Annotated in this window: 23 protein-coding genes; 12 read left to right on the top strand and 11 right to left on the bottom strand. The window is 55.7% G+C overall.

Annotation, left to right across the window (positions count from 1 at the left end):
• The first annotated feature begins 29 nt into the window (after positions 1 to 29).
• Together bioA and QNN88_RS17240 are read left to right on the top strand one after the other, a co-directional pair.
• Entirely contained in the window at positions 30 to 1,319 is a 1,290-nt protein-coding gene (gene bioA, locus QNN88_RS17245; RefSeq protein ID WP_414241290.1) for an adenosylmethionine--8-amino-7-oxononanoate transaminase, read from the top strand.
• Between the two features lie 58 nt (positions 1,320 to 1,377).
• Complete coding sequence (locus tag QNN88_RS17240) at positions 1,378 to 1,854, top strand: kinase inhibitor (RefSeq protein ID WP_414241289.1); 477 nt, start codon at positions 1,378 to 1,380, stop codon at positions 1,852 to 1,854.
• A 94-nt stretch (positions 1,855 to 1,948) separates the two neighbouring features.
• Here QNN88_RS17240 and hutH read toward each other — a convergent pair whose 3' ends face one another.
• The 5 genes from hutH to hutI all read right to left on the bottom strand — a co-directional run bounded on the left by hutH (position 1,949) and on the right by hutI (position 8,237).
• Positions 1,949 to 3,469, bottom strand: a complete 1,521-nt coding sequence (gene hutH / locus QNN88_RS17235; RefSeq protein WP_414241288.1) for a histidine ammonia-lyase — start codon at positions 3,467 to 3,469, stop codon at positions 1,949 to 1,951.
• 1 nt (position 3,470) lies between these two features.
• Positions 3,471 to 5,156, bottom strand: a complete 1,686-nt coding sequence (gene hutU / locus QNN88_RS17230; RefSeq protein WP_414241287.1) for a urocanate hydratase — start codon at positions 5,154 to 5,156, stop codon at positions 3,471 to 3,473.
• A gap of 169 nt (positions 5,157 to 5,325) precedes the next feature.
• A complete protein-coding gene (locus QNN88_RS17225) occupies positions 5,326 to 6,051 on the bottom strand; it encodes a histidine utilization repressor (protein WP_414241286.1) in 726 nt (241 codons plus the stop codon).
• A gap of 24 nt (positions 6,052 to 6,075) precedes the next feature.
• Positions 6,076 to 7,017, bottom strand: coding sequence for a formimidoylglutamase (gene hutG / locus QNN88_RS17220; protein ID WP_414241285.1), 942 nt, complete (start codon positions 7,015 to 7,017; stop codon positions 6,076 to 6,078).
• Positions 7,014 to 8,237, bottom strand: coding sequence for an imidazolonepropionase (gene hutI, locus QNN88_RS17215; RefSeq protein WP_414241284.1), 1,224 nt, complete (start codon positions 8,235 to 8,237; stop codon positions 7,014 to 7,016). Before hutI ends, hutG begins: the two co-directional genes overlap by 4 nt.
• 222 nt (positions 8,238 to 8,459) lie before the next feature.
• On the opposite strand from hutI, the gene QNN88_RS17210 reads away from it, so the two are divergent.
• Positions 8,460 to 9,743: a putative acyl-CoA thioester hydrolase gene (locus tag QNN88_RS17210; protein ID WP_414241283.1), complete on the top strand. Its 1,284-nt coding sequence runs from the start codon at positions 8,460 to 8,462 to the stop codon at positions 9,741 to 9,743.
• 63 nt (positions 9,744 to 9,806) lie between these two features.
• On the opposite strand, the gene pgl is transcribed toward QNN88_RS17210, so the two are convergent.
• Complete coding sequence (pgl, locus tag QNN88_RS17205; RefSeq protein ID WP_414241282.1) at positions 9,807 to 10,802, bottom strand: 6-phosphogluconolactonase; 996 nt, start codon at positions 10,800 to 10,802, stop codon at positions 9,807 to 9,809.
• A gap of 221 nt (positions 10,803 to 11,023) precedes the next feature.
• Between pgl and QNN88_RS17200 the strand changes: the two genes are divergently transcribed.
• Positions 11,024 to 11,842: a pyridoxal phosphatase gene (locus QNN88_RS17200; RefSeq protein WP_414241281.1), complete on the top strand. Its 819-nt coding sequence runs from the start codon at positions 11,024 to 11,026 to the stop codon at positions 11,840 to 11,842.
• Here the strand turns inward: QNN88_RS17200 and modC are convergent, their stop codons facing one another.
• The 4 genes from modC to QNN88_RS17180 all read right to left on the bottom strand — a co-directional run bounded on the left by modC (position 11,843) and on the right by QNN88_RS17180 (position 14,731).
• Entirely contained in the window at positions 11,843 to 12,901 is a 1,059-nt protein-coding gene (modC, locus tag QNN88_RS17195; RefSeq protein ID WP_414241280.1) for a molybdenum ABC transporter ATP-binding protein ModC, read from the bottom strand.
• Between the two features lie 2 nt (positions 12,902 to 12,903).
• A complete protein-coding gene (modB, locus tag QNN88_RS17190; RefSeq protein ID WP_414241279.1) occupies positions 12,904 to 13,593 on the bottom strand; it encodes a molybdate ABC transporter permease subunit in 690 nt (229 codons plus the stop codon).
• A complete protein-coding gene (gene modA / locus QNN88_RS17185) occupies positions 13,593 to 14,366 on the bottom strand; it encodes a molybdate ABC transporter substrate-binding protein (RefSeq protein WP_414241278.1) in 774 nt (257 codons plus the stop codon). Before modA ends, modB begins: the two co-directional genes overlap by 1 nt.
• Before the next feature lie 215 nt (positions 14,367 to 14,581).
• Entirely contained in the window at positions 14,582 to 14,731 is a 150-nt protein-coding gene (locus tag QNN88_RS17180; RefSeq protein ID WP_003023026.1) for an AcrZ family multidrug efflux pump-associated protein, read from the bottom strand.
• A 128-nt stretch (positions 14,732 to 14,859) separates the two neighbouring features.
• Between QNN88_RS17180 and modE the strand changes: the two genes are divergently transcribed.
• From modE to gpmA, 7 genes are all read left to right on the top strand, one after another.
• On the top strand, positions 14,860 to 15,648 hold the full coding sequence (modE, locus tag QNN88_RS17175; protein WP_414241277.1) for a molybdenum-dependent transcriptional regulator: 789 nt from the start codon (positions 14,860 to 14,862) through the stop codon (positions 15,646 to 15,648).
• Positions 15,649 to 15,746: 98 nt separating this feature from the next.
• A complete protein-coding gene (gene modF / locus QNN88_RS17170) occupies positions 15,747 to 17,219 on the top strand; it encodes a molybdate ABC transporter ATP-binding protein ModF (RefSeq protein WP_414241276.1) in 1,473 nt (490 codons plus the stop codon).
• A 206-nt stretch (positions 17,220 to 17,425) separates the two neighbouring features.
• Positions 17,426 to 18,442, top strand: coding sequence for a UDP-glucose 4-epimerase GalE (gene galE, locus QNN88_RS17165; protein ID WP_414241275.1), 1,017 nt, complete (start codon positions 17,426 to 17,428; stop codon positions 18,440 to 18,442).
• An 8-nt stretch (positions 18,443 to 18,450) separates the two neighbouring features.
• Positions 18,451 to 19,497, top strand: coding sequence for a galactose-1-phosphate uridylyltransferase (gene galT, locus QNN88_RS17160; protein WP_414241274.1), 1,047 nt, complete (start codon positions 18,451 to 18,453; stop codon positions 19,495 to 19,497).
• Between the two features lie 2 nt (positions 19,498 to 19,499).
• Positions 19,500 to 20,648, top strand: coding sequence for a galactokinase (gene galK, locus QNN88_RS17155; protein ID WP_414241273.1), 1,149 nt, complete (start codon positions 19,500 to 19,502; stop codon positions 20,646 to 20,648).
• Positions 20,642 to 21,682, top strand: coding sequence for a galactose-1-epimerase (gene galM, locus QNN88_RS17150; RefSeq protein WP_414241272.1), 1,041 nt, complete (start codon positions 20,642 to 20,644; stop codon positions 21,680 to 21,682). Before galK ends, galM begins: the two co-directional genes overlap by 7 nt.
• A gap of 227 nt (positions 21,683 to 21,909) precedes the next feature.
• Positions 21,910 to 22,662, top strand: a complete 753-nt coding sequence (gene gpmA / locus QNN88_RS17145) for a 2,3-diphosphoglycerate-dependent phosphoglycerate mutase (RefSeq protein WP_043001332.1) — start codon at positions 21,910 to 21,912, stop codon at positions 22,660 to 22,662.
• 57 nt (positions 22,663 to 22,719) lie between these two features.
• Here the strand turns inward: gpmA and aroG are convergent, their stop codons facing one another.
• Positions 22,720 to 23,772, bottom strand: coding sequence for a 3-deoxy-7-phosphoheptulonate synthase AroG (gene aroG / locus QNN88_RS17140; protein WP_414241271.1), 1,053 nt, complete (start codon positions 23,770 to 23,772; stop codon positions 22,720 to 22,722).
• Positions 23,773 to 24,086: 314 nt separating this feature from the next.
• Between aroG and QNN88_RS17135 the strand changes: the two genes are divergently transcribed.
• A complete protein-coding gene (locus QNN88_RS17135) occupies positions 24,087 to 24,461 on the top strand; it encodes a YbgS-like family protein (RefSeq protein WP_414241270.1) in 375 nt (124 codons plus the stop codon).
• Positions 24,462 to 24,545: the final 84 nt, after the last annotated feature.

Here is a 24,545-nt window from a genome sequence, read left to right as displayed (position 1 = left end):
ATCTTTTTAATTTGGTTTACAAGTCGATTATGACAACGGACGATCTCGCTTTTGATCAGCGCCATATCTGGCACCCCTATACCTCCATGACCACCCCGCTGCCGGTCTATCCTGTTGAACGTGCCGAGGGCTGCGAACTGATTTTATCCAACGGTGAGCGCCTGATTGACGGCATGTCGTCCTGGTGGGCCGCCATTCATGGCTACAATCACCCGCAGCTCAACGCCGCGATGAAAACGCAGATCGATGCCATGTCGCATGTCATGTTCGGCGGGATCACCCACGCCCCCGCCGTCACTTTGTGCCGGAAACTGGTTGCGATGACGCCCGCCTCGCTGGAGTGCGTGTTCCTCGCCGATTCCGGTTCCGTCGCGGTGGAAGTGGCGATGAAAATGGCGCTGCAATACTGGCAGGCGAAAGGCGAATCCCGTCAGCGCTTCCTGACGTTCCGTAACGGCTATCACGGCGATACCTTCGGCGCGATGTCGGTCTGCGATCCGGACAACTCCATGCACAGCCTGTGGAAGGGCTACCTGCCAGAAAACCTGTTTGCCCCTGCGCCACAAAGCCGGATGGACGGTGAATGGGACGAGCGCGATATGGTCGGTTTCGCGCGCCTGATGGCCGCGCATCGTCATGAGATCGCGGCGGTTATTCTTGAGCCGATTGTTCAGGGGGCGGGCGGGATGCGGATGTACCATCCACAGTGGCTGCGCCGTATCCGCAAAATGTGCGACCGTGAAGGTATTCTGCTGATTGCCGATGAAATCGCTACCGGCTTTGGCCGTACGGGTAAACTGTTTGCCTGCGAACACGCCGGGATCGCGCCTGATATTTTGTGTCTGGGCAAAGCGCTGACCGGCGGGACGATGACCTTGTCCGCCACCCTGACCACCCGCCGGGTAGCGGAAACGATCAGCAACGGCGAGGCAGGCTGTTTTATGCATGGCCCAACGTTTATGGGCAATCCGCTGGCCTGCGCGGTGGCGACTGCCAGTTTGTCATTACTCGAATCTGGTGACTGGCAGTCGCAGGTCTCGAGCATTGAAACCCAGTTGCGCCAGGAACTCGCCCCGGCGCAGGCATCGCCGTGGGTGGCGGATGTACGCGTGCTGGGCGCGATCGGCGTGGTGGAAACGACGCATCCCGTTAATATGGCGGCCCTGCAAAAATTCTTTGTCCAGCAGGGGGTGTGGATCCGCCCGTTTGGTAAGCTTATCTATCTGATGCCGCCGTATCTTATCCAGCCAGAGCAGCTGCGCCGTCTGACACGGGCAGTGAACGACGCTGTGCGTGAAGAAACATTTTTTAACGTGTAACTGGCGGTAAGCTGTGAGGTTTCTGGCTACACTTTTTGGCGAGACTGAAGGAGAGTGCATGAAAGTAATCAGCAACGATTTTCGCGACGGGGAAAAACTGCCCCTGCGCCATGTCTTTAACGGTATGGGTTATGAAGGGGATAATATTTCCCCGCATCTGGCCTGGGATGACATCCCTGCGGGAACCAAAAGTTTCGTGGTGACCTGTTTCGACCCCGATGCGCCGACCGGTTCCGGCTGGTGGCACTGGGTGGTGGCTAATTTACCGGCCGATACCCGTGTTCTGACCCAGGGCTTTGGCTCCGGACTGGTCGCCGTGCCAGACGGCGTTATCCAGACGCGAACCGACTTCGGTAAAGCGGGATATGGCGGCGCGGCTCCGCCAAAAGGCGAAACCCACCGCTATATTTTTACCGTACACGCACTGGATGTGGACAAGATTGATGTTGATGAGAACGCCAGCGGCGCGATGGTGGGATTTAACGTCCATTTCCACTCGCTTGCCAGCGCGTCAATCACCGCGATGTTTAGTTGATCGAAGTTGTGCCGGATGACGACGCTCACGCGTCTTATCCGGCCTACGTAAGGGATTCACAGGCCGGATAAGCTTTAGCGCCATCCGGCGCTGTTCAGAGAAATTCCGGCACGAGCGGCAACAAAGCCCCCTGCGCAAGCAGGTTTGTCGCGCACTCAATATCCGGGGCGAAGAAGCGGTCCTCGGTATAATGCGCCACCTGTTCACGCAATACGGTTCGTGCCTGCTCCAGTAACGGGCTTGAGGTTAACCCTTCACGCAAATCAATCCCCTGACACGCTGCCAGCCACTCGACGGCCAGCACCCCGCGGGTATTTGCCGCCATCTCCCATAGTCTGCGACCTGCCGCCGGCGCCATCGATACATGATCTTCCTGATTCGCCGACGTTGGCAGGCTGTCCACGCTATGCGGATGCGCCAGTGCCTTGTTCTCGCTGGCGAGCGCCGCCGCCGTCACCTGAGCAATCATAAAGCCGGAGTTCACGCCCCCGTTTTTGACGAGAAAAGGCGGCAACTGCGACATATGTTTATCCATCATCAGCGCTATACGGCGTTCGGAAAGCGCGCCGATTTCGGCAATCGCCAGCGCCAGATTATCCGCTGCCATCGCCACCGGTTCAGCGTGGAAGTTCCCGCCAGAGATGACCTCGCCCTGCTCAGCAAAAACCAACGGATTATCGGAGACCGCATTAGCCTCAGCCAGCAGCACCTCCATCACCTGACGCATTTGCGTCAGACACGCCCCCATCACCTGCGGTTGACAGCGCAGAGAATACGGGTCCTGCACCTTTTCACAATTGTGGTGCGACTGAGACAGCGCGCTGGTGTCCGTCAAAACATGGCGATACAGCGCCGCCGCGTCAATCTGCCCGCGCTGTCCGCGTGCGGCGTGAATGCGCGCATCAAACGGACGACGAGACCCCAGCACCGCTTCAGTGGTAAGCGATCCGCACACAATGGCGGACGCGAATAGCGCCTGCGCTTCAAACAGTCCGCGCAGCGCAAACGCCGTTGACGCCTGCGTACCGTTAAGCAGCGCCAGCCCTTCTTTTGCCGCCAGCGTGATCGGCGCCAGCCCGGCTTTTTTTAATGCTTCCGCCGCCGGTAGCCATTCGCCTTGCCAGCGCGCCTTTCCTTCCCCCAGCAACGTGAGCGACATATGGGCCAGCGGCGCTAAATCGCCGGAGGCCCCTACCGACCCTTTCGCCGGTATATGCGGCCAGACTTCGGCGTTCACCAGCGCAATCAGCGCTTCTATCACGCTAAGACGAATGCCGGAAAAACCGCGCGCAAGACTGTTTATCTTCAGCACCATAATCAGGCGCACCAGCGCGTCATCTAACGCCTCGCCCACGCCTGCCGCATGTGACAGCACCAGCGAACGTTGCAGGTTTTGCAAATCTTCATCGGCGATGCGCGTCTGCGCCAGCAGCCCAAAGCCGGTGTTAATGCCGTAGGCCGTACGCCCCTCGGCGACAATGGTATTAACACACGCCACGCTGGCGTTAATGCCGTCAATCGCGCTGTCACCAAGACGCAGTTTAACTGGCTGCTGCCAGACGTCGCGCAGTTGTGTCAAACTCAGATGGCCTGGCGTTAAGGTCATGGTATTCATATCAGCGTTTCCCCTGCGTTGCCGCAACCATCGGTAGATTGAGACCCTGTTCCACGGAACACGCTACGGCGATGTCGTAGCCCGCATCCGCATGACGCATCACGCCGGTCGCCGGATCGTTATGCAGGACGCGGGAAATACGCTCATCCGCTTCATAACTGCCGTCACAAACAATCACCATCCCGGCGTGCTGTGAGAAGCCCATTCCCACACCGCCGCCGTGATGCAGCGATACCCAGGTCGCCCCGCTGGCCGTGTTGAGCAGCGCATTGAGCAGCGGCCAGTCGGAGACGGCGTCAGAACCGTCGCGCATCGCTTCAGTTTCGCGGTTCGGGCTGGCGACAGAGCCGGAATCCAGGTGGTCGCGACCAATAACAATCGGTGCGGACACTTCACCACGACGCACCATTTCATTGAACGCCAGGCCCAGTTTTTGCCGCCATTCGAGGCCCACCCAGCAGATACGCGCTGGCAACCCCTGAAAATTAATGCGCTCCCGCGCCATATCCAGCCAGCGATGGAGATGTTCGTCATCCGCCACAATCTCTTTCACTTTGGCGTCGGTGTTATAAATATCCTGCGGATCGCCGGACAGCGCCACCCAGCGAAACGGCCCGATACCGCGGCAGAACAGCGGGCGAATATAAGCCGGCACAAAACCCGGAAAGGCAAAGGCATTTTCCACGCCCATCTCTTTGGCCATCTGACGAATATTGTTGCCGTAATCGAACGTCGGTACACCCATCTTGCTGAACGCCAGCATCGCCTCGACGTGTTTTGCCATCGAACGCTTCGCGGCTTCTACCGTGCCCTGCGGATCGGAGAGCGCTTTCTGCTGATAGGTTTCCCAGTCCCAGCCGGAAGGCAGATAACCGTGCAGCGGATCATGGGCGCTGGTCTGGTCGGTAACCATGTCCGGACGCACACCGCGTTTTACCAGTTCGGGCACGACGTCCGCCGCATTGGCGCACAGGGCAACCGATACGGCTTGACCTTCGCGGGTGTATTTTTCGATACGCGCCAGCGCATCATCAAGAGACGTCGCCTGTTCATCGACATAACGTGTGCGCAGGCGGAAATCGATGCGGCTCTGCTGACATTCAATATTCAGGGAACAGGCGCCTGCCAGCGTCGCCGCCAGTGGTTGCGCGCCGCCCATGCCGCCGAGACCGGCGGTTAACACCCAACGCCCGCGCAGGTTGCCATCGTAATGCTGTCGTCCTGCCTCAACGAACGTTTCATAGGTGCCCTGCACAATTCCCTGACTGCCGATATAGATCCAGCTTCCGGCCGTCATCTGCCCGTACATCGCCAGCCCTTTCGCATCCAGTTCGTTGAAATGTTCCCAGGTCGCCCAGTGCGGAACAAGGTTGGAGTTGGCAATGAGCACGCGCGGGGCGTTCTGATGGGTTCTGAACACGCCTACCGGTTTACCGGACTGGACCAGCAGCGTTTCATCATCGTTCAGTTCGGTCAGCGCGTTAACGATCGCGTCATAGCACTCCCAGTTTCGGGCCGCACGCCCTATTCCGCCGTACACCACCAGCTCATGCGGGTTCTCGGCGACGTCGGGATCCAGGTTATTCATTAACATGCGCAATGGCGCTTCGGTCAGCCAGGATTTGGCCGTCAGCGTTGTCCCTCGCGGGGCGCGGATATCTTGCTGACGATACTTGCTCTGAGACATAACAACGACTCCTCACGGGCGTGCCGGATAAGGTTTATCCGGTAACGGGAATGATCGGGTGTGAGGTAAAGATATACTTGTCTATACAAGACATAACAAGCTTGCGTTTAACAAAAAAGATACATTTTTGTTATATTGCGTCAGCAATCACGCTTTCAGTCCGCGTGATTCAGGAGGAGAAATGGCCCTGCAGGCGGTAACGAGAGCCCGGAAAGAGCAACCGCGCGTGAGAAACGATCTGCGAGGCAGACCAGGTGGTACGACGAATGAGCAGACAAGGATCGGTCTCGCTGATGTCGAGTAAAGCGCACTCTTGCGCCGTGGCGCGCACCGCTTCAACAATGTGCTCCCCTTCCGTCAGCGGGGCAATCAACGACAAATACGCATGCGGTGTGGTCTGGCTGTAATCCTGCGCCAGATATTCCGGCACAATATCGGCATTCACACAGCGATCTTCGATCTGTACCGGCTGGTCGTTTTCAAAATGCACCATTACAGAATGGAAAATCGGCGTGCCTTCATTGACCTGAAGCGCCGCGGCCTGTCGGGCATTGGCCGCACTTTTTTCCAGAATCAGTACCTCGCAGTGATGGCGGTGCGCCCGTGCGGCGATTTCGTCGGCAATACTGCGAATTTCAAACAGCGCGGACTGGCCTTTCGGTTCCGCGACAAAGGTGCCCACCCCCTGCAGACGCACCAGCATCCCTTCGTCGGTCAGTTCACGTAGCGCCCGGTTGATGGTCATCCGGCTGAAGCCGTACTGCGCCACCAGTTCCGCTTCCGACGGAATACGATCGTGCGGCTGCCAGACGCCGCTGGCGATCTTTTCGCTGATCTCGCGTTTAACCGTCTCATAAAACGGCGCAGGAGCAGAACGAGGGCGAGAAAGTGTCATTGGAATGTTTACCTTATCGATCGGTTATTGCCACCAGTAGGCGATTTGCCAGCCAAGCCGCGCCGCCACGCGTGCCGACCTGCCATCATTATCAAAGCGCGGATTAAATTCAACCAAATCCACCGCCTGGAGCTTACCGCTGCGGCAAACAGGTTCAATCAGTTTCAGCAGGGTCGCCAGCGGCACGCCCAGCGCCGCTGGCGCCGATACGGCAGGCATCTCTCCAGCGGGCAGGACGTCAAGATCGACCGTCAGATAGAGTTTATCCACCTCGCGGATAAACGCCGCCAGCTGGACATGGGCTTCGCTGCACTGCAAATCTTCCACCACCAGCACATTGCGCTTTTGCGCCTCATCCCACAGCGCCTGGGTATTTGCCGCCCGACTGACGCCGATGCAGGCATAGCGGAACTCGCGCTGCTGCTGGTCGCAAAGCTGTGCCAGTTGACGAAACGGCGTGCCGGAGGTCGCCCGTCCGGCGTTACGCAGATCCAGATGCGCGTCGAGGTTAACGATCCCGACGCGTTCGCCAGGGAATGCATCGAAAATGCCCGCGCCGTGACCGAAAGCCGTTTCATGACCGCCGCCTAGCACGAACGTACGCATCCCGGTCCGCTGACAGCGAGAGACCGCATCACGTAGCGCCTGCTGCGCCCCTTCCAGATCCGCCGTCGGGGCCAGCAGATTCCCCATATCCACCAGTCGCTCGTGTCCCGCGTGACTCGCAAGGTTAGCCAGCGCTGAACGCAGCGCGTCCGGCGCACCGGCGGCACCCGGACGCCCATGATTACGCTTGACTCCCTCATCGCAGGCAAAGCCGAGCAGCGCTATCTTGTCGCGATACAGCTCTGGCGAAAACGTCTGGCTGCGTGCGATGGTCTGAAACAGACGCAGCGCGTTTACGGCTTCGCCGCTGTCATCTCGTCCCTGCCACAGGCCAGGGGCAGCAGCTTCCCATCGCGTCATGTGATTTGCCCTCGAAATATGCGTTGATACAGCGGGTTGCGGCCAGGCTCATAAAGGATCTCTACCGGGTTTTGCGCATCCCAGACGTTAAAATCGGCAACGTAACCCGCCTTTAGCTGTCCGTGCGTCGCCTGGCGGCCCAGAGCCTGAGCGGCATGACGGGTCACGCCCGCCCACGCCTCTTCTGGCGTCAGGCCAAACTGAACGCAGGCCATGTTCATCGCCAGATGCAGGCTGATAAAGGGACTGGTGCCGGGGTTGAAATCGGTCGCCACCGCCATTGGCACCTGGTAACGACGCAGCAACTCAACGGGCGGATGCTGCGTCTCTTTGAGAAAATAGAACGCGCCCGGCAGCAACACGCCAACAGTGCCGCTGTGGCGCATTGCTGCCACGCCCGCTTCATCAAGATATTCAATGTGATCTGCAGAAAGCCCCTGATAACGACTGACCAGTTGCGCCCCACCAAGCAGCGACAACTGCTCGACATGCCCTTTGACCGGAATGCCCGCCGCCTGCGCCGCGCGCAATACCCGCTCGCTTTGCGCCAGGGTAAACCCCACGCTCTCACAGAACAGATCGACCGCTTCAAACAACCCCTTTTCCCATAGCTGCGGCAGTATCGTGTCGCAAACGTGGGTGATATAGCCATCAGGATTGTCCCGATACTCAACCGGCACAGCATGCGCCGCCAGCAGCGTGGGGCTGATTTCAATAAGATTCTCTTCGGCCAGGCGGGCAGCGACGCGCAGCATCTTTTCTTCGGCTGTCGCATTCAGGCCATAGCCGGATTTCACTTCCAGCAGAGTCACGCCCTCGCGCATCAGATGCGCGATCCGCGCCTGTGCAGAGGCAAAGAGCGCCTCCTCCGTCGCAGCACGCGTCGCCGTCACGGTGGCGTTAATCCCGCCGCCCTGCGCGCTGATCTGTTGATAAGAGACACCGTTCAACCGTTGATCCCACTCGCTGGCGCGGTTGCCGCCAAACACCAGATGAGTGTGACAATCAATCAGCCCAGGCGTCACCAGACGCCCTTGCAGGTCATGCGTATTGGCATGCGCAGCCGGGAGTGAAGCCTCCGGCACAATCGCCAGCACCCGTCCTTCACGGATAATCAGCGCATGATGGTCCAGCATGCCATACGGTGCCGTCTGCGCCGGATCGAGCGTCGCCAGACGAAGGTTTCGCCAGAGCGTATCATCAGGTAACAGGTGTTGCATGCCTTCTCCAGCTTGTCTTAGGTTGTATAGACATTTATTTGAGATCGCACGCGGGAAGTCAATCATCCAGGGCAAAAATGTTATTTAATTGTGACTTTAACAGTGCCACGATTCGCGGGAGTGGTTTAAAAAACAACTTTTTAGCTTTTCACCTTCCCGTTTTGCTCAACTTAGTATAAAAAAGCAGGCTTCAATGGATACTTTTATAGCCCGGAGCAACTCGTGAACACATCATCAGTTTCCCGTCTGGCGCTGGCACTGGCTTTTGGCGTGACGCTGACCGCCTGTAGCTCTACCCCGCCGGATCAAATTCCTTCCGATCAAACCGCGCCAGGAACCTCCTCGCGCCCGATTTTATCGGCAAATGAAGCGCAGAATTTTGTCGCTAAAAACTATTTTTCCTCCCTGACGCCGAACACCGCGCCGTGGACGCCATCTTCCATTTCTCTGCCCGCGCAGCCTGACTTTGTGGTCGGTCCGGCCGGTACGCAGGGTGTGACTCACACCACCATTCAGGCGGCGGTGGATGCGGCGATCACCACGCGCACCAACAAGCGTCAGTACATTGCCATTATGCCAGGCGAGTATCAGGGAACCGTCTATATCCCCGCGGCGCCAGGCAGCCTGACGCTGTACGGAACCGGTGAGAAACCGCTGGACGTGAAGATTGGCGCGGCGATTGACGGTGAAATGAGCACCGCTGACTGGCGTCATACGGTGAATCCGGGTGGGAAATATATGCCTGGCAAACCGGCCTGGTACATGTTTGACAGCTGCCAGAGCAAACGCGGCGCGAATATCGGCATGATGTGTTCAGCCGTACTGTGGTCACAGAACAACGGTCTGCAGTTGCAAAACCTGACGATTGAAAACAACCTCGGCGATAGCGTGGATGCGGGTAACCATCCGGCCGTCGCGCTGCGCACCGACGGTGACAAAGTTCAAATCAACAAGGTGAACATTCTGGGTCGCCAGAACACCTTTTTTGTCACCAACAGCGGCGTCCAGAACCGTCTGGAAAATGACCGTCAGCCACGTACCCTTGTGACTAACAGCTATATCGAAGGCGATGTGGATATGGTTTCCGGTCGTGGCGCAGTGGTGTTCGATAACACCGACTTCCGCGTAGTGAACTCGCGTACTCAGCAGGAAGCGTACGTCTTCGCGCCGGCAACGCTTGCGAACATTTACTACGGTTTCCTCGCGACCAACAGCCGCTTTACCGCCGCCGGTGACGGCGTGGCGCAACTGGGCCGCTCACTGGATGTCGACAGCAATACCAACGGTCAGGTCGTGATCCGCGATAGCGTGATTAACGAGGGCTTTAACATGGCGCAGCCGTGGGCTGACGCGGTGATCTCGAAGCGTCCATTCTCGGGTAATACCGGCGCGAAGGATGACAAAGGCGACACCCAGCGTAACCTGAACGACACCAACTTTAACCGCATGTGGGAATACAATAACCGCGGTGTGGGTAGCAAAGTCGTGGCTGCACCGAAGCAGTAAGCATAAAAAACCGGCATCCTGCGATGCCGGTTATTTTTATCGGTTGGCTAAAAAGCACCCCAATTAATACGCGTTAACCACCACCCACATCGGGCCCTGGCCTACGGCATAACGCCCTTTCTCTGTTAACAGCCCCTGCTCACCGGCAATTTCGTACACTGCGATATGGTGTGACTTCTGCCCGGCGGCAATCAGGTATTTCCCGCTATGGTCAACGTTGAAACCACGCGGCTGCGTTTCGGTTGGCTGGAAGCCCTCTTTGGTCAGCACGCTGCCATCGTCTGAAACGCTAAACACGGTAATCAGGCTGGCGGTACGGTCACAGGCATACAGATGACGCCCATCTGGCGTAATGTGTATATCCGCCGCCCAGCGCGTGTCGGAGAAATCAGCCGGCATCATGTCCAGTGTTTGCACGCATTCGATATCACCGTGCGGATTTTTCAGTTCCCAGACATCCACAGAGCTGTTGAGCTCGTTAACGCAGTACGCATATTGCTGATTCGGATGGAACGCCATATGACGCGGCCCCGCCCCTTCCACCGTGGTGACTTCCGCTGGTTCTTGCGCCACCAGCTTACCGTCATCGCTGAGGGTAAACAGGCAGATACGATCCTGCTTCAGCGCCGGCACCCACAGGGTGCGGTTATCCGGAGAGATATTGGCGGAGTGACAGCCATCCATCCCTTCCACCACATCCACAACCCCGACCGGCAAGCCGTCTTCCAGACGGGTTACACTGACGTTACCCGCGTTATAGGAGCCGACAAAAACGAAACGGCCATGATGATCGGTTGAAATGTGCGTCGGGCTACCCGGCAGCGCGGATTCTGCGGCAAACGTCAGCGCACCATCATCTGGCGCAATCCGGTAAGCCAGAACGCGAAACTCAGGACGCACGCCCACGTAGAGATAACGTTTATCCGGGCTGACCACCATCGGCTGAACCTGCCCGGGCACATCAACCACCTGTACCAGCGTTAACGCGCCATCGTGATTCAGGCTCCAGACATGGATCTGTTGGCTTTCAGGGCTGGCGGTATAAACGGTTTGCTTCATGAATGCTCCTCTGCTTTTGGCAACTGGCTGCAATGATGGAATACAGCTTAAGGTAGTCGCTTTTAACGGTGAATGCTGAATCTATACCCGTCATACTTCAAGTTGCTGGTGTGTTGGCTGCAACTCGAATTATTTAGGGTATACGCACAAAATTTTGCCTGCTCCCCGTCCCGGTGTACCATTCAGGCAGACAAAATTTCAATGTTAATCGGGATGACGATATGACCGCTCGCGTGATAGCCCTGGATTTAGATGGAACCCTGCTGACCCCGCAAAAAACCCTGCTCCCCTCGTCAGTCGAAGCGCTGTCACGCGCCAGAGCGGCAGGCTACCAACTTATCATCGTCACCGGGCGTCATCACGTCGCAATTCATCCTTTTTATCAGGCACTGGCGCTGGATACACCTGCAATTTGCTGTAATGGCACCTATTTGTATGATTATCACGCAAAAAACGTTCTCGCAGCCGATCCCTTGCCGGTTAACCAGGCGCTACAGCTTATTACGCTGCTGGAAGCACATCAGATCCACGGCCTGATGTATGTCGATGACGCCATGCTCTATGAACGCCCGACCGGCCATGTCCTCCGCACATCAAACTGGGCGCAGACGCTGCCGCCAGAACAGCGCCCGGTTTTCACCCAGGTGCCTTCGCTGGCGCAGGCGGCGCACGAGGTTAACGCGGTGTGGAAATTCGCCCTGACAGACGACGATATCCCTAAGTTGCAGCAATTTGGCAAGCATGTCGAAGAGCAGTTGGGCCTTGAATGCGAATGGTCCTGGCACGATCAGGTCGATATCGCCCGCCAGGGGAACAGCAAAGGCAAACGCCTGACCCAGTGGGTTGAATCTCAGGGCGGGTCGATGGAAAACGTGATTGCCTTCGGCGATAACTACAACGACATCAGCATGCTGGAAGCTGCCGGTACTGGCGTGGCGATGGGCAATGCTGACGACGCAATCAAAGCGCGGGCCAACGTCGTCATCGGCGATAACACCACCGACAGCATCGCGAAATTCATCTACACCCATCTGTTGTAATCAGGCGGTAATCGATACGCTCTTTATCTGCGCGTACAGCCACAGGCCAGGTTTGATCCCCAGTTCATCTCTGGCCCATGGGCTAATGCGCGCCCACAGCGTTTTGCCTCCCACCTCGAGCTGAACTTCTACCTGCCCGTTATCGTCGTAGCAGTGCGTCACCTTCGCACGAAGGATATTACGGATGCTGGTTTGCTGCGACGGCTGTAGCACCAGCGAGACATCCGACGCCTGAATGCGAATACGCAGCGAGGCTTGCAGTGGCTTATTGAGCTTATTGACCCATAAATGCTGATCGCCCAGCGCCAGTGCCGTCATCGCGTAATGCGGATGATGCTCCAGCACGCTCACTTTCAGGATGCTGCTCTGCTGCTCTTTCGGTAGCCATGGGTGCATCACACTGCTGCTCCAGACCTCTTCCAGCGCGCCAAACGCCTTCACCTGCCCGTTTTCCAGCACCATCACGTTATCGGCAAGATGGAGGATTTCGTCGAGCGAGTGGCTGACGTAGAGCATCGGGATGTTGATTTCTCGCGCCAGACGTTGCAGATAGGGCAACAGTTCGCGTTTACGCGGAATATCCAACGAGGCGAGCGGTTCATCGAGCAATAGCAGTTCCGGTGCGGTCAGCAGCGCCCGGCCAATCGCCACACGCTGCTTTTCTCCGCCGGAAAGTCCTCCCGGCAGTCTGTCGAGCAAAGACTCAATACCCAGCAGCGCTACCAGCTTATCAAACTGATCGGCCATGTTTTTCGCCATACCGTAACGCAGATTGCCGCGCACTTTATAATGCGGAAACAAGCGCGCATCCTGAAACACGTAGCCTATCCGGCGTTTTTCTGGCGTCAGGCAGATGCCGTTTTCTGTATCATTCAATACCCGTCCGTTGAGCACAATACGCCCTTTCTGCGGTCGAGTCAGGCCGCTGATGGCATTGATTAACGAGGTTTTTCCGGAGCCAGAGACACCAAAAATCGCGGTGATACCGCTGGCGGGCAACGTTTCGTTGAGCGTGACGCAGTGGGTCCCCAGCGTCTGGGAGAAATTAAGTTCCAGCATAATTATCGCCCCGTTCGCTCGCGGCTGAGTCGCGCCAGCCACTCAGCTATTAACAGTGAAATGAGCGCCAGGACGATGGAAATAAGGCACAGTCTCGCCGCCGCACTTTCCCCCCCCGGCGTCTGAATCAGGGTATACATCGCCGAAGGAAGGGTGCGCGTTTCGCCGGGAATATTGGAAACGAAGGTAATCGTCGCGCCAAACTCGCCGAGCGAGCGGGCAAACGCCAGCACCGTCCCGACAATAATACCCGGCAGCGTCAGCGGAAGAGTAATAGTGAAAAAGACGCGCCAGCGTCCTGCGCCCAGCGTCCGGGCGGCTTGCTCCAGCTTAAGGTCAACCCCTTCCAGCGCCAGCCGGATGGCGCGCACCATCAGTGGGAAAGACATCACTGCCGCCGCCAGTACCGCACCGCGCCAACTGAAGGCAAATGTTATGCCGAACCAGTCGTACAGCCACTGGCCGATAAATCCGCGCCGCCCCATCGAAACCAGCAGCAGATAACCAACCACCACAGGCGGTAACACCAGCGGCAAATGCAGTACGCTGTCCAGCAGGGCTTTGCCTGGAAAAGTGCAACGCACCAGTAGCCAGGCAAAGAAAATCCCGAATGGCAAACTAAACAACACGGCCAGGGAAGAGACTTTCAGGCTCAGAAACACGGCCTGCCATTCAGGATCGGTCAATATCATTACTTGGTCGTAAATCCGTAACGTTTAAAGATTTCAGCAGCCTGCGGTCCTTTCAGGTAATCATAGAACGCGCTGACCGTGGCGTTTTTATGTCCATCCACAATCGCGATGGGATACTCCACTTTTTTGTGCGAATCTTCCGGGAAGGTGGCGACGACTTTAACGCCTTTGCTGGCAACCGCGTCAGAGCCGTAAACGATGCCCAACGGCGCTTCGTTACGCTCAACCAGCGCCAGTGCGCCGCGTACATCTTCCGCCGGTGCCAGTTTCGGTGACAGCGTCTCCCAGCCCCCCAGTTTCTGCAGCGCTTCTTTCGCGTAGATCCCCGCAGGAACGTGTTCCGGGTCGCCTACCGCCAGACGACCACCGTTCAGCAACGTCATCCAGTGGGTGTTGCTGTCAATCGTAAAATCTTTCTGTTCACTGGCTTTTGGCGCCACCACCACGAGGCTGTTGCCCAGCAGCGTCTGACGCGTTGCAGTATCAATCGATTTCTTATCTACCGCGTAGTCCATCCATTTCTGATCGGCAGAAATGAACAGATCCGCTGGCGCACCGGCTTCTATCTGGCGAGCCAGCGTGGAAGACGACGCAAAAGAGGAGACCACGTCGACATTCTTCTCTTTTTTGTATTCTGTCGCGATATCCTGCATCGCATTGGTCAATGACGCTGCGGCAAACACGGTGATTTTCCCTTCATCCGCCAGCGTTTGTCCAGCAACCGACAGTGATAAGGTTGCCCCGGCAAACAGGCGTAACCAGGTACGAGCCATTTGTAACTCCTTTGCATATCGTTATGTATTTATAAATATAACGATAAAGCAACGATTTTCCCAGAAGTTATTGATACCTCTAAGAGGTTACGCAAAGAAAATATCGGCAGGAATGAGGAGAACTTGAGAAGCAATCCCAATGGGGCGCAACCAACAAGGGTACGGTCTGAAAGATAAGAATACAAAAACGCCCGACTGAGCGGGCGTTTGGGAAATCAATGATTCTGTCTGGACTGGTCTTTCTGACCGATACCGGAGAAAATGTTGAACACTTCACCGAGACCGTAAATCAGACCCAGGATGATGGCCATCACCACAGGTACCATGATTACGGCGAATACCAGACTTTTCAATAACTCTAACATGGTCAACTCCTGATATAGTCCTCGTAGTATTCTAACCGCATCACTGAGAAAAGCACTCCCCTTTTGTGCGGTCGGCTTTGCGTCTTCGCGGTTTTCCGTCACAATAACCTTTTTGCCAGGATCTTGTTATGCAAGCCGAAATCCTTCTTACCCTGAAACTTCAGCAAAAACTGTTCGCCGATCCCCGACGCATCTCTTTGCTCAAGCACATTGCGCTTTCCGGTTCCATTAGTCAGGGCGCGAAAGATGCAGGCATCAGCTATAAGAGCGCCTGGGACGCCATCAATGAAATGAATCTTCTCAGCGAACAAACGCTGGTCGAGCGTGCGACAGGCGGTAAAGGCGGCGGCGGCGCGGTGTTAACCCGCTACGGTCAGCGTCTTATCCAGCTTTACGATCTGCTGGCGCAGATTCAGCAAAAAGCGTTTGATGTCTTAAGTGACGATGACGCGCTGCCGCTCAACAGCCTGCTGGCGGCTATTTCGCGTTTTTCCCTGCAAACCAGCGCGCGTAACCAGTGGTTTGGCACCATTACTGCCCGCGATCGCAATCAGGTGCAGCAGCATGTCGATGTGCTGTTGGCCGATGGCGAAACACGGCTGAAAGTGGCCATTACCGCCCAGAGCGGCGAGCGTTTAGGGCTTGATGAGGGCAAAGAGGTTCTCGTGCTGCTGAAAGCGCCGTGGGTGGGGATTACTCAGGACGACGCCATCGCCCAGGCGGCAGATAACCAACTCCAGGGCATTGTCACCCATATTGAACGCGGCACAGAACAGTGTGAAGTGTTGATGACGCTACCGGACGGCCAAACGCTGTGCGCCACCGTGCCGGTAAACGATGCTGTATCGCTGAGCGAAGGCACGAACGTGACAGCGTACTTCAATGCCGACAGAGTCATTATCGCGACACTGTGCTGATGTAGAACGCTGTCATTACGGCAGGTGCAAATCACATTGACTTTCCTTCCCGGAACACGTATCCCTGTTATTCATCGCTGCAAAAAATGGGATACAAAATGTCATCGTTGCATATTTCGCAAGGCACGTTTCGTCTTAGCGATATAAAAACCCTCCAGTTGGATTCCGTGACATTAAATACGGGTGAAAGCTGGGCGTTTGTCGGTTCAAACGGGAGCGGAAAATCGGTGCTGGCGCGTGCGCTTGCGGGCGAGTTGCCGCTGCTCAAAGGCGAACGGCAGTGCACATTCTCACGCATTACCCGTCTCTCTTTTGAGCAACTGCAAAAACTGGTCAGCGATGAATGGCAGCGCAATAACACCGACATGCTTAGTCCTGGCGAAGACGATACCGGACGCACGACGATGGAGATCATTCAGGACGAGGTGAAAAACCCGGCCCGCTGTGCGACGCTGGCGCAGCAGTTTGGGATCACTCACCTGCTCGATCGCCGTTTTAAATATCTCTCTACCGGCGAAACGCGCAAAACGCTGCTCTGCCAGGCGCTAATGTCTGAGCCCGATTTACTGATCCTCGATGAGCCATTTGACGGGCTTGATGTCGCCTCCCGCCAGCAGTTGGCTGTGCTGCTTGAAACGCTGCATCACGCCGGCATCACGCTGGTGCTGGTATTAAATCGCTTTGATGAAATCCCGCCGTTTGTTCAGTTTGCCGGCGTACTGGTTGACTGCACTTTAACGGAAACCGGGGCGAAAGCCGCTTTACTCCAGCAGGCGCTGATTGCTCAACTTGCCCATAGTGAGCAGCTTGAAGGAGTGGCATTGCCCGAAGCAGACGAACCTGCCGCTCACTCTGTTTTGTCCGCCGATACGCCGCGAATCATCCTTAATAATGGCGTCGTGTCGTACAACGATCGCCCTGTTCTCGATCGACTGAGCTGGCAGGTGAATCCCGGCGAGCACTGGCAGATTGTCGGCCCCAACGGCGCCGGGAAATCGACGCTGCTGAGCCTGGTAACCGGCGATCATCCGCAGGGATACAGCAACGATTTGACGCTGTTTGGCCGCCGTCGCGGCAGTGGTGAAACCATCTGGGATATCAAAAAACACATCGGCTACGTCAGTAGTAGCCTCCATCTCGATTACCGGGTGAGCACCACGGTGCGCAATGTCATTCTGTCGGGCTATTTCGACTCTATCGGGATCTATCAGGCCGTGTCGGACCGTCAGCAGAAACTCGCACAGCAGTGGCTGGATATTCTGGGACTCGATAACCGTACCGCCGACGCGCCGTTTCATAGCCTCTCCTGGGGGCAACAGCGCCTGGCGCTGATTGCCCGGGCGCTGGTTAAGCACCCGACCCTACTGATTCTCGACGAGCCCTTACAGGGACTTGACCCGCTGAACCGCCAGCTTATTCGTCGTTTTGTCGATGTGTTGATTAGCGAGGGCGACACACAACTGCTGTTTGTCTCCCATCACGCTGAAGATGCGCCGGCCTGCATTACCCATCGTCTGGAATTTGTGCCAGACGGCGAGACCTATACCTATCAGCAAACGCCGTTACGCTAGTTTTCATCCGTGGGCGCGAAAGCGCCCTTTTTTTTCGGATAAAAGCCGCAATCATTCTTAAAGTTAATGATTTACAATAAAAAAATTGATGGTTTAGCGTGCGAAATCGCGAGTGTAAACGATTCCACTATTTTATTCCATGTCACACTTTTCGCATCTTTGTTATGCTATGGTAATTCCATATCATAAGCTTAACGGAGCGAATTATGAGAGTTCTGGTCACCGGTGGTAGCGGTTACATAGGAAGCCATACTTGTGTACAGTTACTGAAAAACGGTCATGACGTCGTCATCCTTGATAACCTCTGTAACAGTAAGCGCAGTGTACTGCCTGTTATTGAACGTCTGAGCGGCAAACATCCAACGTTTGTTGAAGGCGACATCCGCAACGAAGCGTTGATGACCGAGATCCTGCACGATCATGCGATTGACACCGTCATCCATTTTGCCGGGCTGAAGGCCGTTGGTGAATCTGTCGCGAAGCCGCTGGAATACTACGACAATAACGTCAACGGAACGCTGCGGCTGGTAGGTGCCATGCGCGCCGCTGGTGTCAAAAACTTCATTTTCAGCTCCTCAGCAACCGTCTATGGCGACCAGCCGAAAATCCCTTATGTCGAAAGCTTCCCGACCGGCACGCCGCAAAGCCCTTACGGCAAAAGCAAGCTAATGGTCGAGCAAATCCTCACCGATCTGCAAAAAGCCCAGCCGGAGTGGAGCATTGCGCTGCTGCGCTATTTCAATCCGGTCGGCGCGCACCCATCTGGAGACATGGGCGAAGACCCGCAGGGCATCCCGAATAACCTGATGCCGTACATTGCGCAGGTTGCCGTTGGTCGCCGCGACTCCCTCGCCATTTTTGGCAACGATTACCCGACCGAAGACGGTACTGGCGTACGCGATTACATCCACGTCATGGATCTCGCTGACGGTCATGTTGCCGCGATGGAAAAACTGGCGGGCAAAAAGGGCGTCCATATTTACAACCTCGGCGCCGGTGTCGGCAGCAGCGTGCTGGACGTCGTCAACGCCTTCAGTAAAGCCTGCGGAAAACCGGTGAACTATCATTTTGCTCCGCGTCGCGATGGCGACCTGCCAGCCTACTGGGCAGATGCCAGCAAAGCCGACCGCGAACTGGACTGGCGCGTGACGCGCACGCTTGATGAGATGGCGCAGGACACCTGGCACTGGCAGTCGCGTCATCCGCAGGGATACGAGGATTAAGAAATATCATGAGTCAATTCAACCCCGTCGATCATCCGCATCGTCGTTTTAATCCGCTCACCGGGCAGTGGATTCTGGTGTCGCCGCATCGCGCTAAGCGCCCCTGGCAGGGGGCGCAGGAAACGCCCTCTAACGACGAATTACCCGCGCACGATCCCGACTGTTTTTTGTGTGCCGGCAATACCCGCGTCACGGGCGATAAGAACCCGGATTACCGCGGAACCTTTGTCTTCACTAACGACTTTGCCGCGCTGATGACGGATACGCCTGACGCGCCGGACAGTCACGACCCGCTGATACGCTGCCAGAGCGCACGCGGCACCAGCCGCGTTATTTGCTTTTCACCGGATCACAGTAAAACCCTGCCGGAGCTTAGCGTTCCTGCCCTGACCGAAATAGTGAAAACCTGGCAAGAGCAAACCGCTGATCTCGGGAAACATTATCCCTGGGTACAGGTCTTTGAAAACAAAGGCGCGGCGATGGGCTGTTCGAATCCCCACCCCCACGGCCAGATTTGGGCCAACAGTTTCCTGCCCAACGAAGCTGAACGCGAAGATCGTCTGCAAAGAACTTATTTTGCTGAGCAAGGCTCGCCAATGCTGGTTGACTATGTGCAGCGCGAACTGGCTGACGGTAGCCGTACGGTAGTAGAAACCGATCACTGGCTGGCGGTCGTACCTTACTGGGCGGCGTGGCCATTCGAAACGCTATTACTGCCGAAAGCACATGTGCTTCGCATTACTGATTTGACCGACGAGCAGCGAGCCGACCTTGCGCTGGCGCTGAAAAAATTGACCAGTCGTTACGACAATCTCTTCCAGTGCTCTTTCCCGTATTCGATGGGCTGGCACGGCGCGCCGTTTAACGGTGAAGAGAACGAACACTGGCAGTTGCATGCGCACTTTTATCCGCCGCTGCTGCGCTCCGCGACCGTGCGTAAATTTATGGTCGGTTACGAGATGCTGGCAGAGACCCAACGCGATCTCACCGCGGAACAAGCGGCAGAGCGTCTGCGAGCAGTCAGCGACATCCATTTTCGCGAATCCGGAGTATAAAAATGAGTCTGAAAGAGAAAACACAATCTCTGTTTGCTGAAAAATTCGGCTACCCTGCGACCCACACCATTCAGGCGCCAGGCCGCGTTAACCTCATCGGGGAACACACCGATTATAACGACGGCTTCGTGCTGCCGTGTGCCATCGATTACCAGACGGTGATCAGCTGTGCGGCGCGCGACGATCGTAAAATCCGTGTCATTGCCGCTGATTACGATAATCAGAGCGATGAATTCTCTCTTGATGCCCCCATCGTGACGCACGACAGCCAGCAATGGGCAAACTATGTTCGGGGCGTGGTGAAACACCTGTTAAAACGCGACAGCAGCTTTGGCGGCGCAGACCTGGTGATCAGCGGCAACGTCCCGCAGGGCGCGGGTTTAAGTTCTTCTGCTTCGCTGGAAGTGGCGGTCGGCACGGTATTCCAGCAGCTTTATCATCTGCCGCTGGACGGTGCACAAATCGCGCTTAACGGTCAGGAAGCAGAAAACCAGTTTGTCGGCTGCAACTGCGGAATTATGGATCAACTCATCTCTGCGTTGGGCAAAAAAGACCATGCCCTGCTGATCGACTGCCGCACGCTTGGCACCAAAGCGGTGTCGATGCCAAAAGGCGTGGCGATTGTAATTATCAACAGTAACTTTAAGCGCACGCTGGTCGGCAGTGAATACAATACCCGCCGCCAGCAGTGCGAAACCGGCGCGCGTTTCTTCCAGCAGCCGGCATTACGTGATGTCAGTCTCGATACCTTTAACGCCGTGGCTAACGAACTGGATCCGTTGGTTGCCAAACGCGTCCGTCACGTGTTAACTGAAAATGTACGTACTGTGGAAGCCGCCAACGCGCTGGAAAAAGGCGACCTGCAACGCATGGGTCAACTAATGGCGGAATCACATGCTTCCATGCGTGATGACTTCGAAATCACCGTGCCGCAGATTGATACGCTGGTTGACATCGTCAAAGCCACTATTGGCGAGAAAGGCGGCGTACGCATGACCGGCGGCGGATTCGGCGGTTGTGTCGTGGCGCTGATCCCGGAAGCGCTGGTCCCTGCCGTCCAGCAGGCCGTGGCCGATCAGTACGAAAGCAAAACTGGTATCAAAGAAACATTCTATGTGTGCAAACCCTCACAAGGAGCAGGACAGTGCTGAATGAAACACCCGCACTGGCACCCGATGGTCAGCCGTACCGCCTGTTAACCCTGCGCAATGACGCAGGGATGGTGGTCACGCTGATGGACTGGGGTGCTACGTTACTCTCGGCCCGTATTCCCCTTTCCGACGGCAGCGTGCGTGAAGCGCTACTGGGTTGTGCCAGCCCCGAGCATTATCAGGATCAGTCAGCCTTTCTGGGCGCGTCGATTGGCCGTTACGCTAACCGGATTGCCGACAGCCGTTACACCCTTAACGGTGAGACGGTCAGTCTGCTGCCGAGCCAGGGCGCCAATCAGCTACACGGCGGGCCAAAGGGTTTTGATAAACGCCGCTGGCAGATAGTCAATCAGAACGAACGTCAGGTGCTGTTTGCCCTCACCTCCGACGATGGCGATCAGGGTTTTCCGGGCAACCTCGGCGCTACGGCGCAATATCGTCTGACCGATGATAACCGCATCTCGATTACCTATCGCGCAACGGTGGATAAACCGTGTCCGGTGAATCTGACCAATCACGTCTACTTCAACCTCGACGGCGATCAAACCGATGTGCGCAACCATAAGCTACAGATTCTGGCGGATGAATATCTGCCGGTTGATGAAAGCGGGATCCCGCGCAATGGTCTGAAACCAGTCGCCGGAACCTCATTTGATTTTCGCACTACGAAGACGATCGTCAGCGAATTTCTCGCCGATGACGATCAGCGCAAGGTGAAGGGTTACGACCACGCGTTCCTGTTGCAGGCGAAAGGCGACAGTAAAAAGCCCGTTGCCCTGCTCTCTTCGCAAGATGGAAAGTTGCAGATGGAGGTCTACACTTCGGCTCCGGCACTACAGTTTTACTCCGGTAACTTTCTCGGCGGCACCTCCTCACGTGGACCGAACGCCTACCTCGATTATCAGGGCCTGGCGCTGGAGAGTGAATTTTTGCCGGACAGTCCGAATCATCCGGAATGGCCGCAGCCTGACTGCTTCCTGCGCCCTGGTGAAGAGTACGCCAGCCTGACGGAATATCGCTTTATTCCTTCCTGAATGTTGTATTCCACAGTAAATACCCGATAGCCTGAGGTTATCGGGTTTATCCTCCTGCTGTTTGTTCAAAACCCCATCACTCGAAGACAAAATAGCAACGTATAGTTCACAAGAACCTTACACTGCGGCACTATTTTCGCTATGGTTATGCGTAAGCATTGCCGCTGACGCGTCACGGCAATATAATGAGAATTATTATCATTCGATAAAGTTTGAGGAGTGAGAGTATGGCTGTAACTAAGCTGGTTCTGGTACGCCACGGCGAAAGCCAGTGGAACAATGAAAACCGCTTCACCGGATGGTACGACGTTGATCTGTCCGAGAAAGGCGTGGGCGAAGCGAAAGCGGCAGGCAAACTGCTGAAGGCTGAAGGCTATAGCTTCGATTTTGCTTACACCTCCGTGCTGAAACGTGCCATCCACACGCTGTGGAATGTACTGGACGAACTGGATCAAGCCTGGCTGCCGGTGGAAAAATCCTGGAAACTGAACGAACGTCACTACGGTGCGTTGCAGGGTCTGAACAAAGCAGAAACCGCCGAGAAATACGGTGACGAGCAGGTTAAGCAGTGGCGCCGCGGTTTCGCTGTTACTCCGCCGGAACTGACTAAAGATGACGAGCGCTATCCGGGCCACGATCCGCGTTATGCCAAACTAACTGAAAAAGAGTTGCCGCTCACGGAAAGCCTGGCGCTGACTATTGACCGCGTTATCCCTTACTGGAATGAAACCATTCTGCCGCGCATGAAGAGCGGTGAGCGCGTGATCATCGCGGCGCACGGTAACTCTCTGCGTGCACTGGTGAAATACCTGGATAACCTGAGCGAAGACGAAATCCTTGAGCTGAATATCCCGACGGGCGTACCGCTGGTTTACGAATTTGACGAAAACTACCAGCCAATCAAACGTTACTATCTGGGTAATGCCGACGAAATCGCGGCAAAAGCGGCTGCCGTTGCCAACCAGGGTAAAGCGAAGTAATTTTCCTTACGACGTAAAAAAGCCGACTCAATTGAGTCGGCTTTTTATTCGCAAGACTTAACCGCGACGGGCTTTCACCGCATCCGCAAGCTGGCGCAGGATGGTGTCGGTATCTTCCCAGTTAATGCAGGCATCGGTAATACTTTTGCCGTACACCAGCGGCTCACCGCTGTCCGGATTCTGATTACCTTCTACCAGATGGCTTTCAATCATCACGCCCATAATCGCTTTCTCACCACCAGCGATTTGCTGGCACACGTCAGCCCCGACTTCCATCTGCTTTTTAAACTGCTTACAGGAATTGGCATGGCTGAAATCAATCATGATTTGTGCGGGCAGACCCGCTTTCGCCAGCCCTTCTTTAACGGCCGCGACATGAGCTGCGCTGTAGTTCGGCTCTTTACCGCCGCGCAGAATGATATGGCAGTCGCCATTACCGCTGGTGTTCACAATGGCGGAGTGACCCCATTTGGTGACGGACAGGAAGCAGTGCGGCGCGCCAGCGGCGTTGATGGCATCAATCGCCACTTTGATGGTGCCATCGGTCCCGTTTTTGAAACCAACCGGACAAGAAAGCCCCGACGCCAGCTCACGATGAACCTGAGATTCTGTCGTCCGTGCGCCAATCGCGCCCCAGCTCATCATATCCGCCAGATATTGCGGGGTGATCATATCGAGGAATTCACCCGCGGTCGGCAGACCGCTGTCGTTGATATCCAGCAGCAACTTGCGCGCAATGCGCAGGCCGTCATTGATCTGGAAGCTGTTATCCATGTGCGGATCGTTAATCAGCCCCTTCCAGCCAACCGTGGTACGCGGTTTTTCAAAGTAAACACGCATGACGATTTCCAGCTCATCTTTAAGCGCTTCACGCAACGCCAGCAGGCGACCCGCATACTCCTTTGCCGCAACCGGATCATGAATTGAGCAAGGGCCAATAACCACCAGCAGACGATCGTCGTTCCCTTTCAAAATTTTGTGAATAGCTTTACGCGCATGGGCAACCGTATTGGCGGCATTTTCTGTAGCGGGGAATTTTTCCAGCAGTGCGACAGGGGGTAATAACTCATTGATCTCTTTAATACGTAAATCGTCGTTCTGATAATTCATGTTTATTCCAGCGTTGCCATACTTATATTGATGAATGCAATCCCTTCAATCTATCTCTTCAGTCTAAAAGTGTAAACGGGCTTTTACACTTCGAACGGATTAATCCTGGAATAAAGCAAAAAAACGCCAGAATGTAGCGGAAAACGAGATCTAACCTACACTTTTTAACTGTAACCACTCTGTTTATGAATGTTATCAAGATTCTCTACTGGGTAATTTCCCCGGGGAGATCGTTAACCTTTGCCTGACCCTTGACTGGCATATGCACTGTTGGAAGACGTTATCCGACATCTCAACCATAACAGGAGCATCTGATGAAAATGACAAAATTAGCTTCACTTTTCCTGACCGCTACGCTCAGCCTTGCCAGCGGCGCAGCGCTGGCAGCCGAATCCAGTACCCAGACCAATAATGGCCAGGCAAACGCCGCCGCCGACGCGGGCCAGGTCGCTCCGGATGCAAAACAAAACGTTGCGCCAAATAATGTCGATAATGACAACATCAACTCAGGTGGCACGATGCTGCATCCGAATGGTTCATCTATGGACCATGAGGAGATGACCAAAGATGAGGTGCACAAAAACACCATGTGTAAGGACGGGCGCTGCCCGGATGTGAATAAAAAAGTGGAAACCGGAAATGGCATTAACAATGACGTTGATACCAAAACCGATGGCACCACTCAGTAACACTGAAAATGGCTAATAACGGGAGAGCTCAGGCTCTCCTCTGACTGCTGACAAAGAAGGAAAAAACGTGGTTTTTCCTTCTTT

The sequence above is a fragment of the Citrobacter sp. ANG330 genome, assembly GCF_047467925.1.
Taxonomy (GTDB): domain Bacteria; phylum Pseudomonadota; class Gammaproteobacteria; order Enterobacterales; family Enterobacteriaceae; genus Citrobacter_A; species Citrobacter_A amalonaticus_G.
This window is presented reverse-complemented; position numbering and strand designations above follow the sequence as displayed.

Excerpts from the sequence above, each read along its gene's own strand:
- QNN88_RS17200 (WP_414241281.1), top strand. The coding sequence starts at position 11,024 with ATGACCGCTCGCGTGATAGCCCTGGATTTAGATGGAACCCTGCTGACC.
- modE (WP_414241277.1), top strand. The coding sequence starts at position 14,860 with ATGCAAGCCGAAATCCTTCTTACCCTGAAACTTCAGCAAAAACTGTTC.
- modA (WP_414241278.1), bottom strand. The coding sequence starts at position 14,366 with ATGGCTCGTACCTGGTTACGCCTGTTTGCCGGGGCAACCTTATCACTG.
- gpmA (WP_043001332.1), top strand. The coding sequence starts at position 21,910 with ATGGCTGTAACTAAGCTGGTTCTGGTACGCCACGGCGAAAGCCAGTGG.
- hutG (WP_414241285.1), bottom strand. The coding sequence starts at position 7,017 with ATGACGCGATGGGAAGCTGCTGCCCCTGGCCTGTGGCAGGGACGAGAT.
- modB (WP_414241279.1), bottom strand. The coding sequence starts at position 13,593 with ATGATATTGACCGATCCTGAATGGCAGGCCGTGTTTCTGAGCCTGAAA.
- aroG (WP_414241271.1), bottom strand. The coding sequence starts at position 23,772 with ATGAATTATCAGAACGACGATTTACGTATTAAAGAGATCAATGAGTTA.
- bioA (WP_414241290.1), top strand. The coding sequence starts at position 30 with ATGACAACGGACGATCTCGCTTTTGATCAGCGCCATATCTGGCACCCC.
- pgl (WP_414241282.1), bottom strand. The coding sequence starts at position 10,802 with ATGAAGCAAACCGTTTATACCGCCAGCCCTGAAAGCCAACAGATCCAT.
- modF (WP_414241276.1), top strand. The coding sequence starts at position 15,747 with ATGTCATCGTTGCATATTTCGCAAGGCACGTTTCGTCTTAGCGATATA.
- galT (WP_414241274.1), top strand. The coding sequence starts at position 18,451 with ATGAGTCAATTCAACCCCGTCGATCATCCGCATCGTCGTTTTAATCCG.
- modC (WP_414241280.1), bottom strand. The coding sequence starts at position 12,901 with ATGCTGGAACTTAATTTCTCCCAGACGCTGGGGACCCACTGCGTCACG.
- QNN88_RS17135 (WP_414241270.1), top strand. The coding sequence starts at position 24,087 with ATGAAAATGACAAAATTAGCTTCACTTTTCCTGACCGCTACGCTCAGC.
- QNN88_RS17180 (WP_003023026.1), bottom strand. The coding sequence starts at position 14,731 with ATGTTAGAGTTATTGAAAAGTCTGGTATTCGCCGTAATCATGGTACCT.
- galK (WP_414241273.1), top strand. The coding sequence starts at position 19,500 with ATGAGTCTGAAAGAGAAAACACAATCTCTGTTTGCTGAAAAATTCGGC.
- hutH (WP_414241288.1), bottom strand. The coding sequence starts at position 3,469 with ATGAATACCATGACCTTAACGCCAGGCCATCTGAGTTTGACACAACTG.
- hutI (WP_414241284.1), bottom strand. The coding sequence starts at position 8,237 with ATGCAACACCTGTTACCTGATGATACGCTCTGGCGAAACCTTCGTCTG.
- QNN88_RS17240 (WP_414241289.1), top strand. The coding sequence starts at position 1,378 with ATGAAAGTAATCAGCAACGATTTTCGCGACGGGGAAAAACTGCCCCTG.
- galE (WP_414241275.1), top strand. The coding sequence starts at position 17,426 with ATGAGAGTTCTGGTCACCGGTGGTAGCGGTTACATAGGAAGCCATACT.
- hutU (WP_414241287.1), bottom strand. The coding sequence starts at position 5,156 with ATGTCTCAGAGCAAGTATCGTCAGCAAGATATCCGCGCCCCGCGAGGG.
- QNN88_RS17225 (WP_414241286.1), bottom strand. The coding sequence starts at position 6,051 with ATGACACTTTCTCGCCCTCGTTCTGCTCCTGCGCCGTTTTATGAGACG.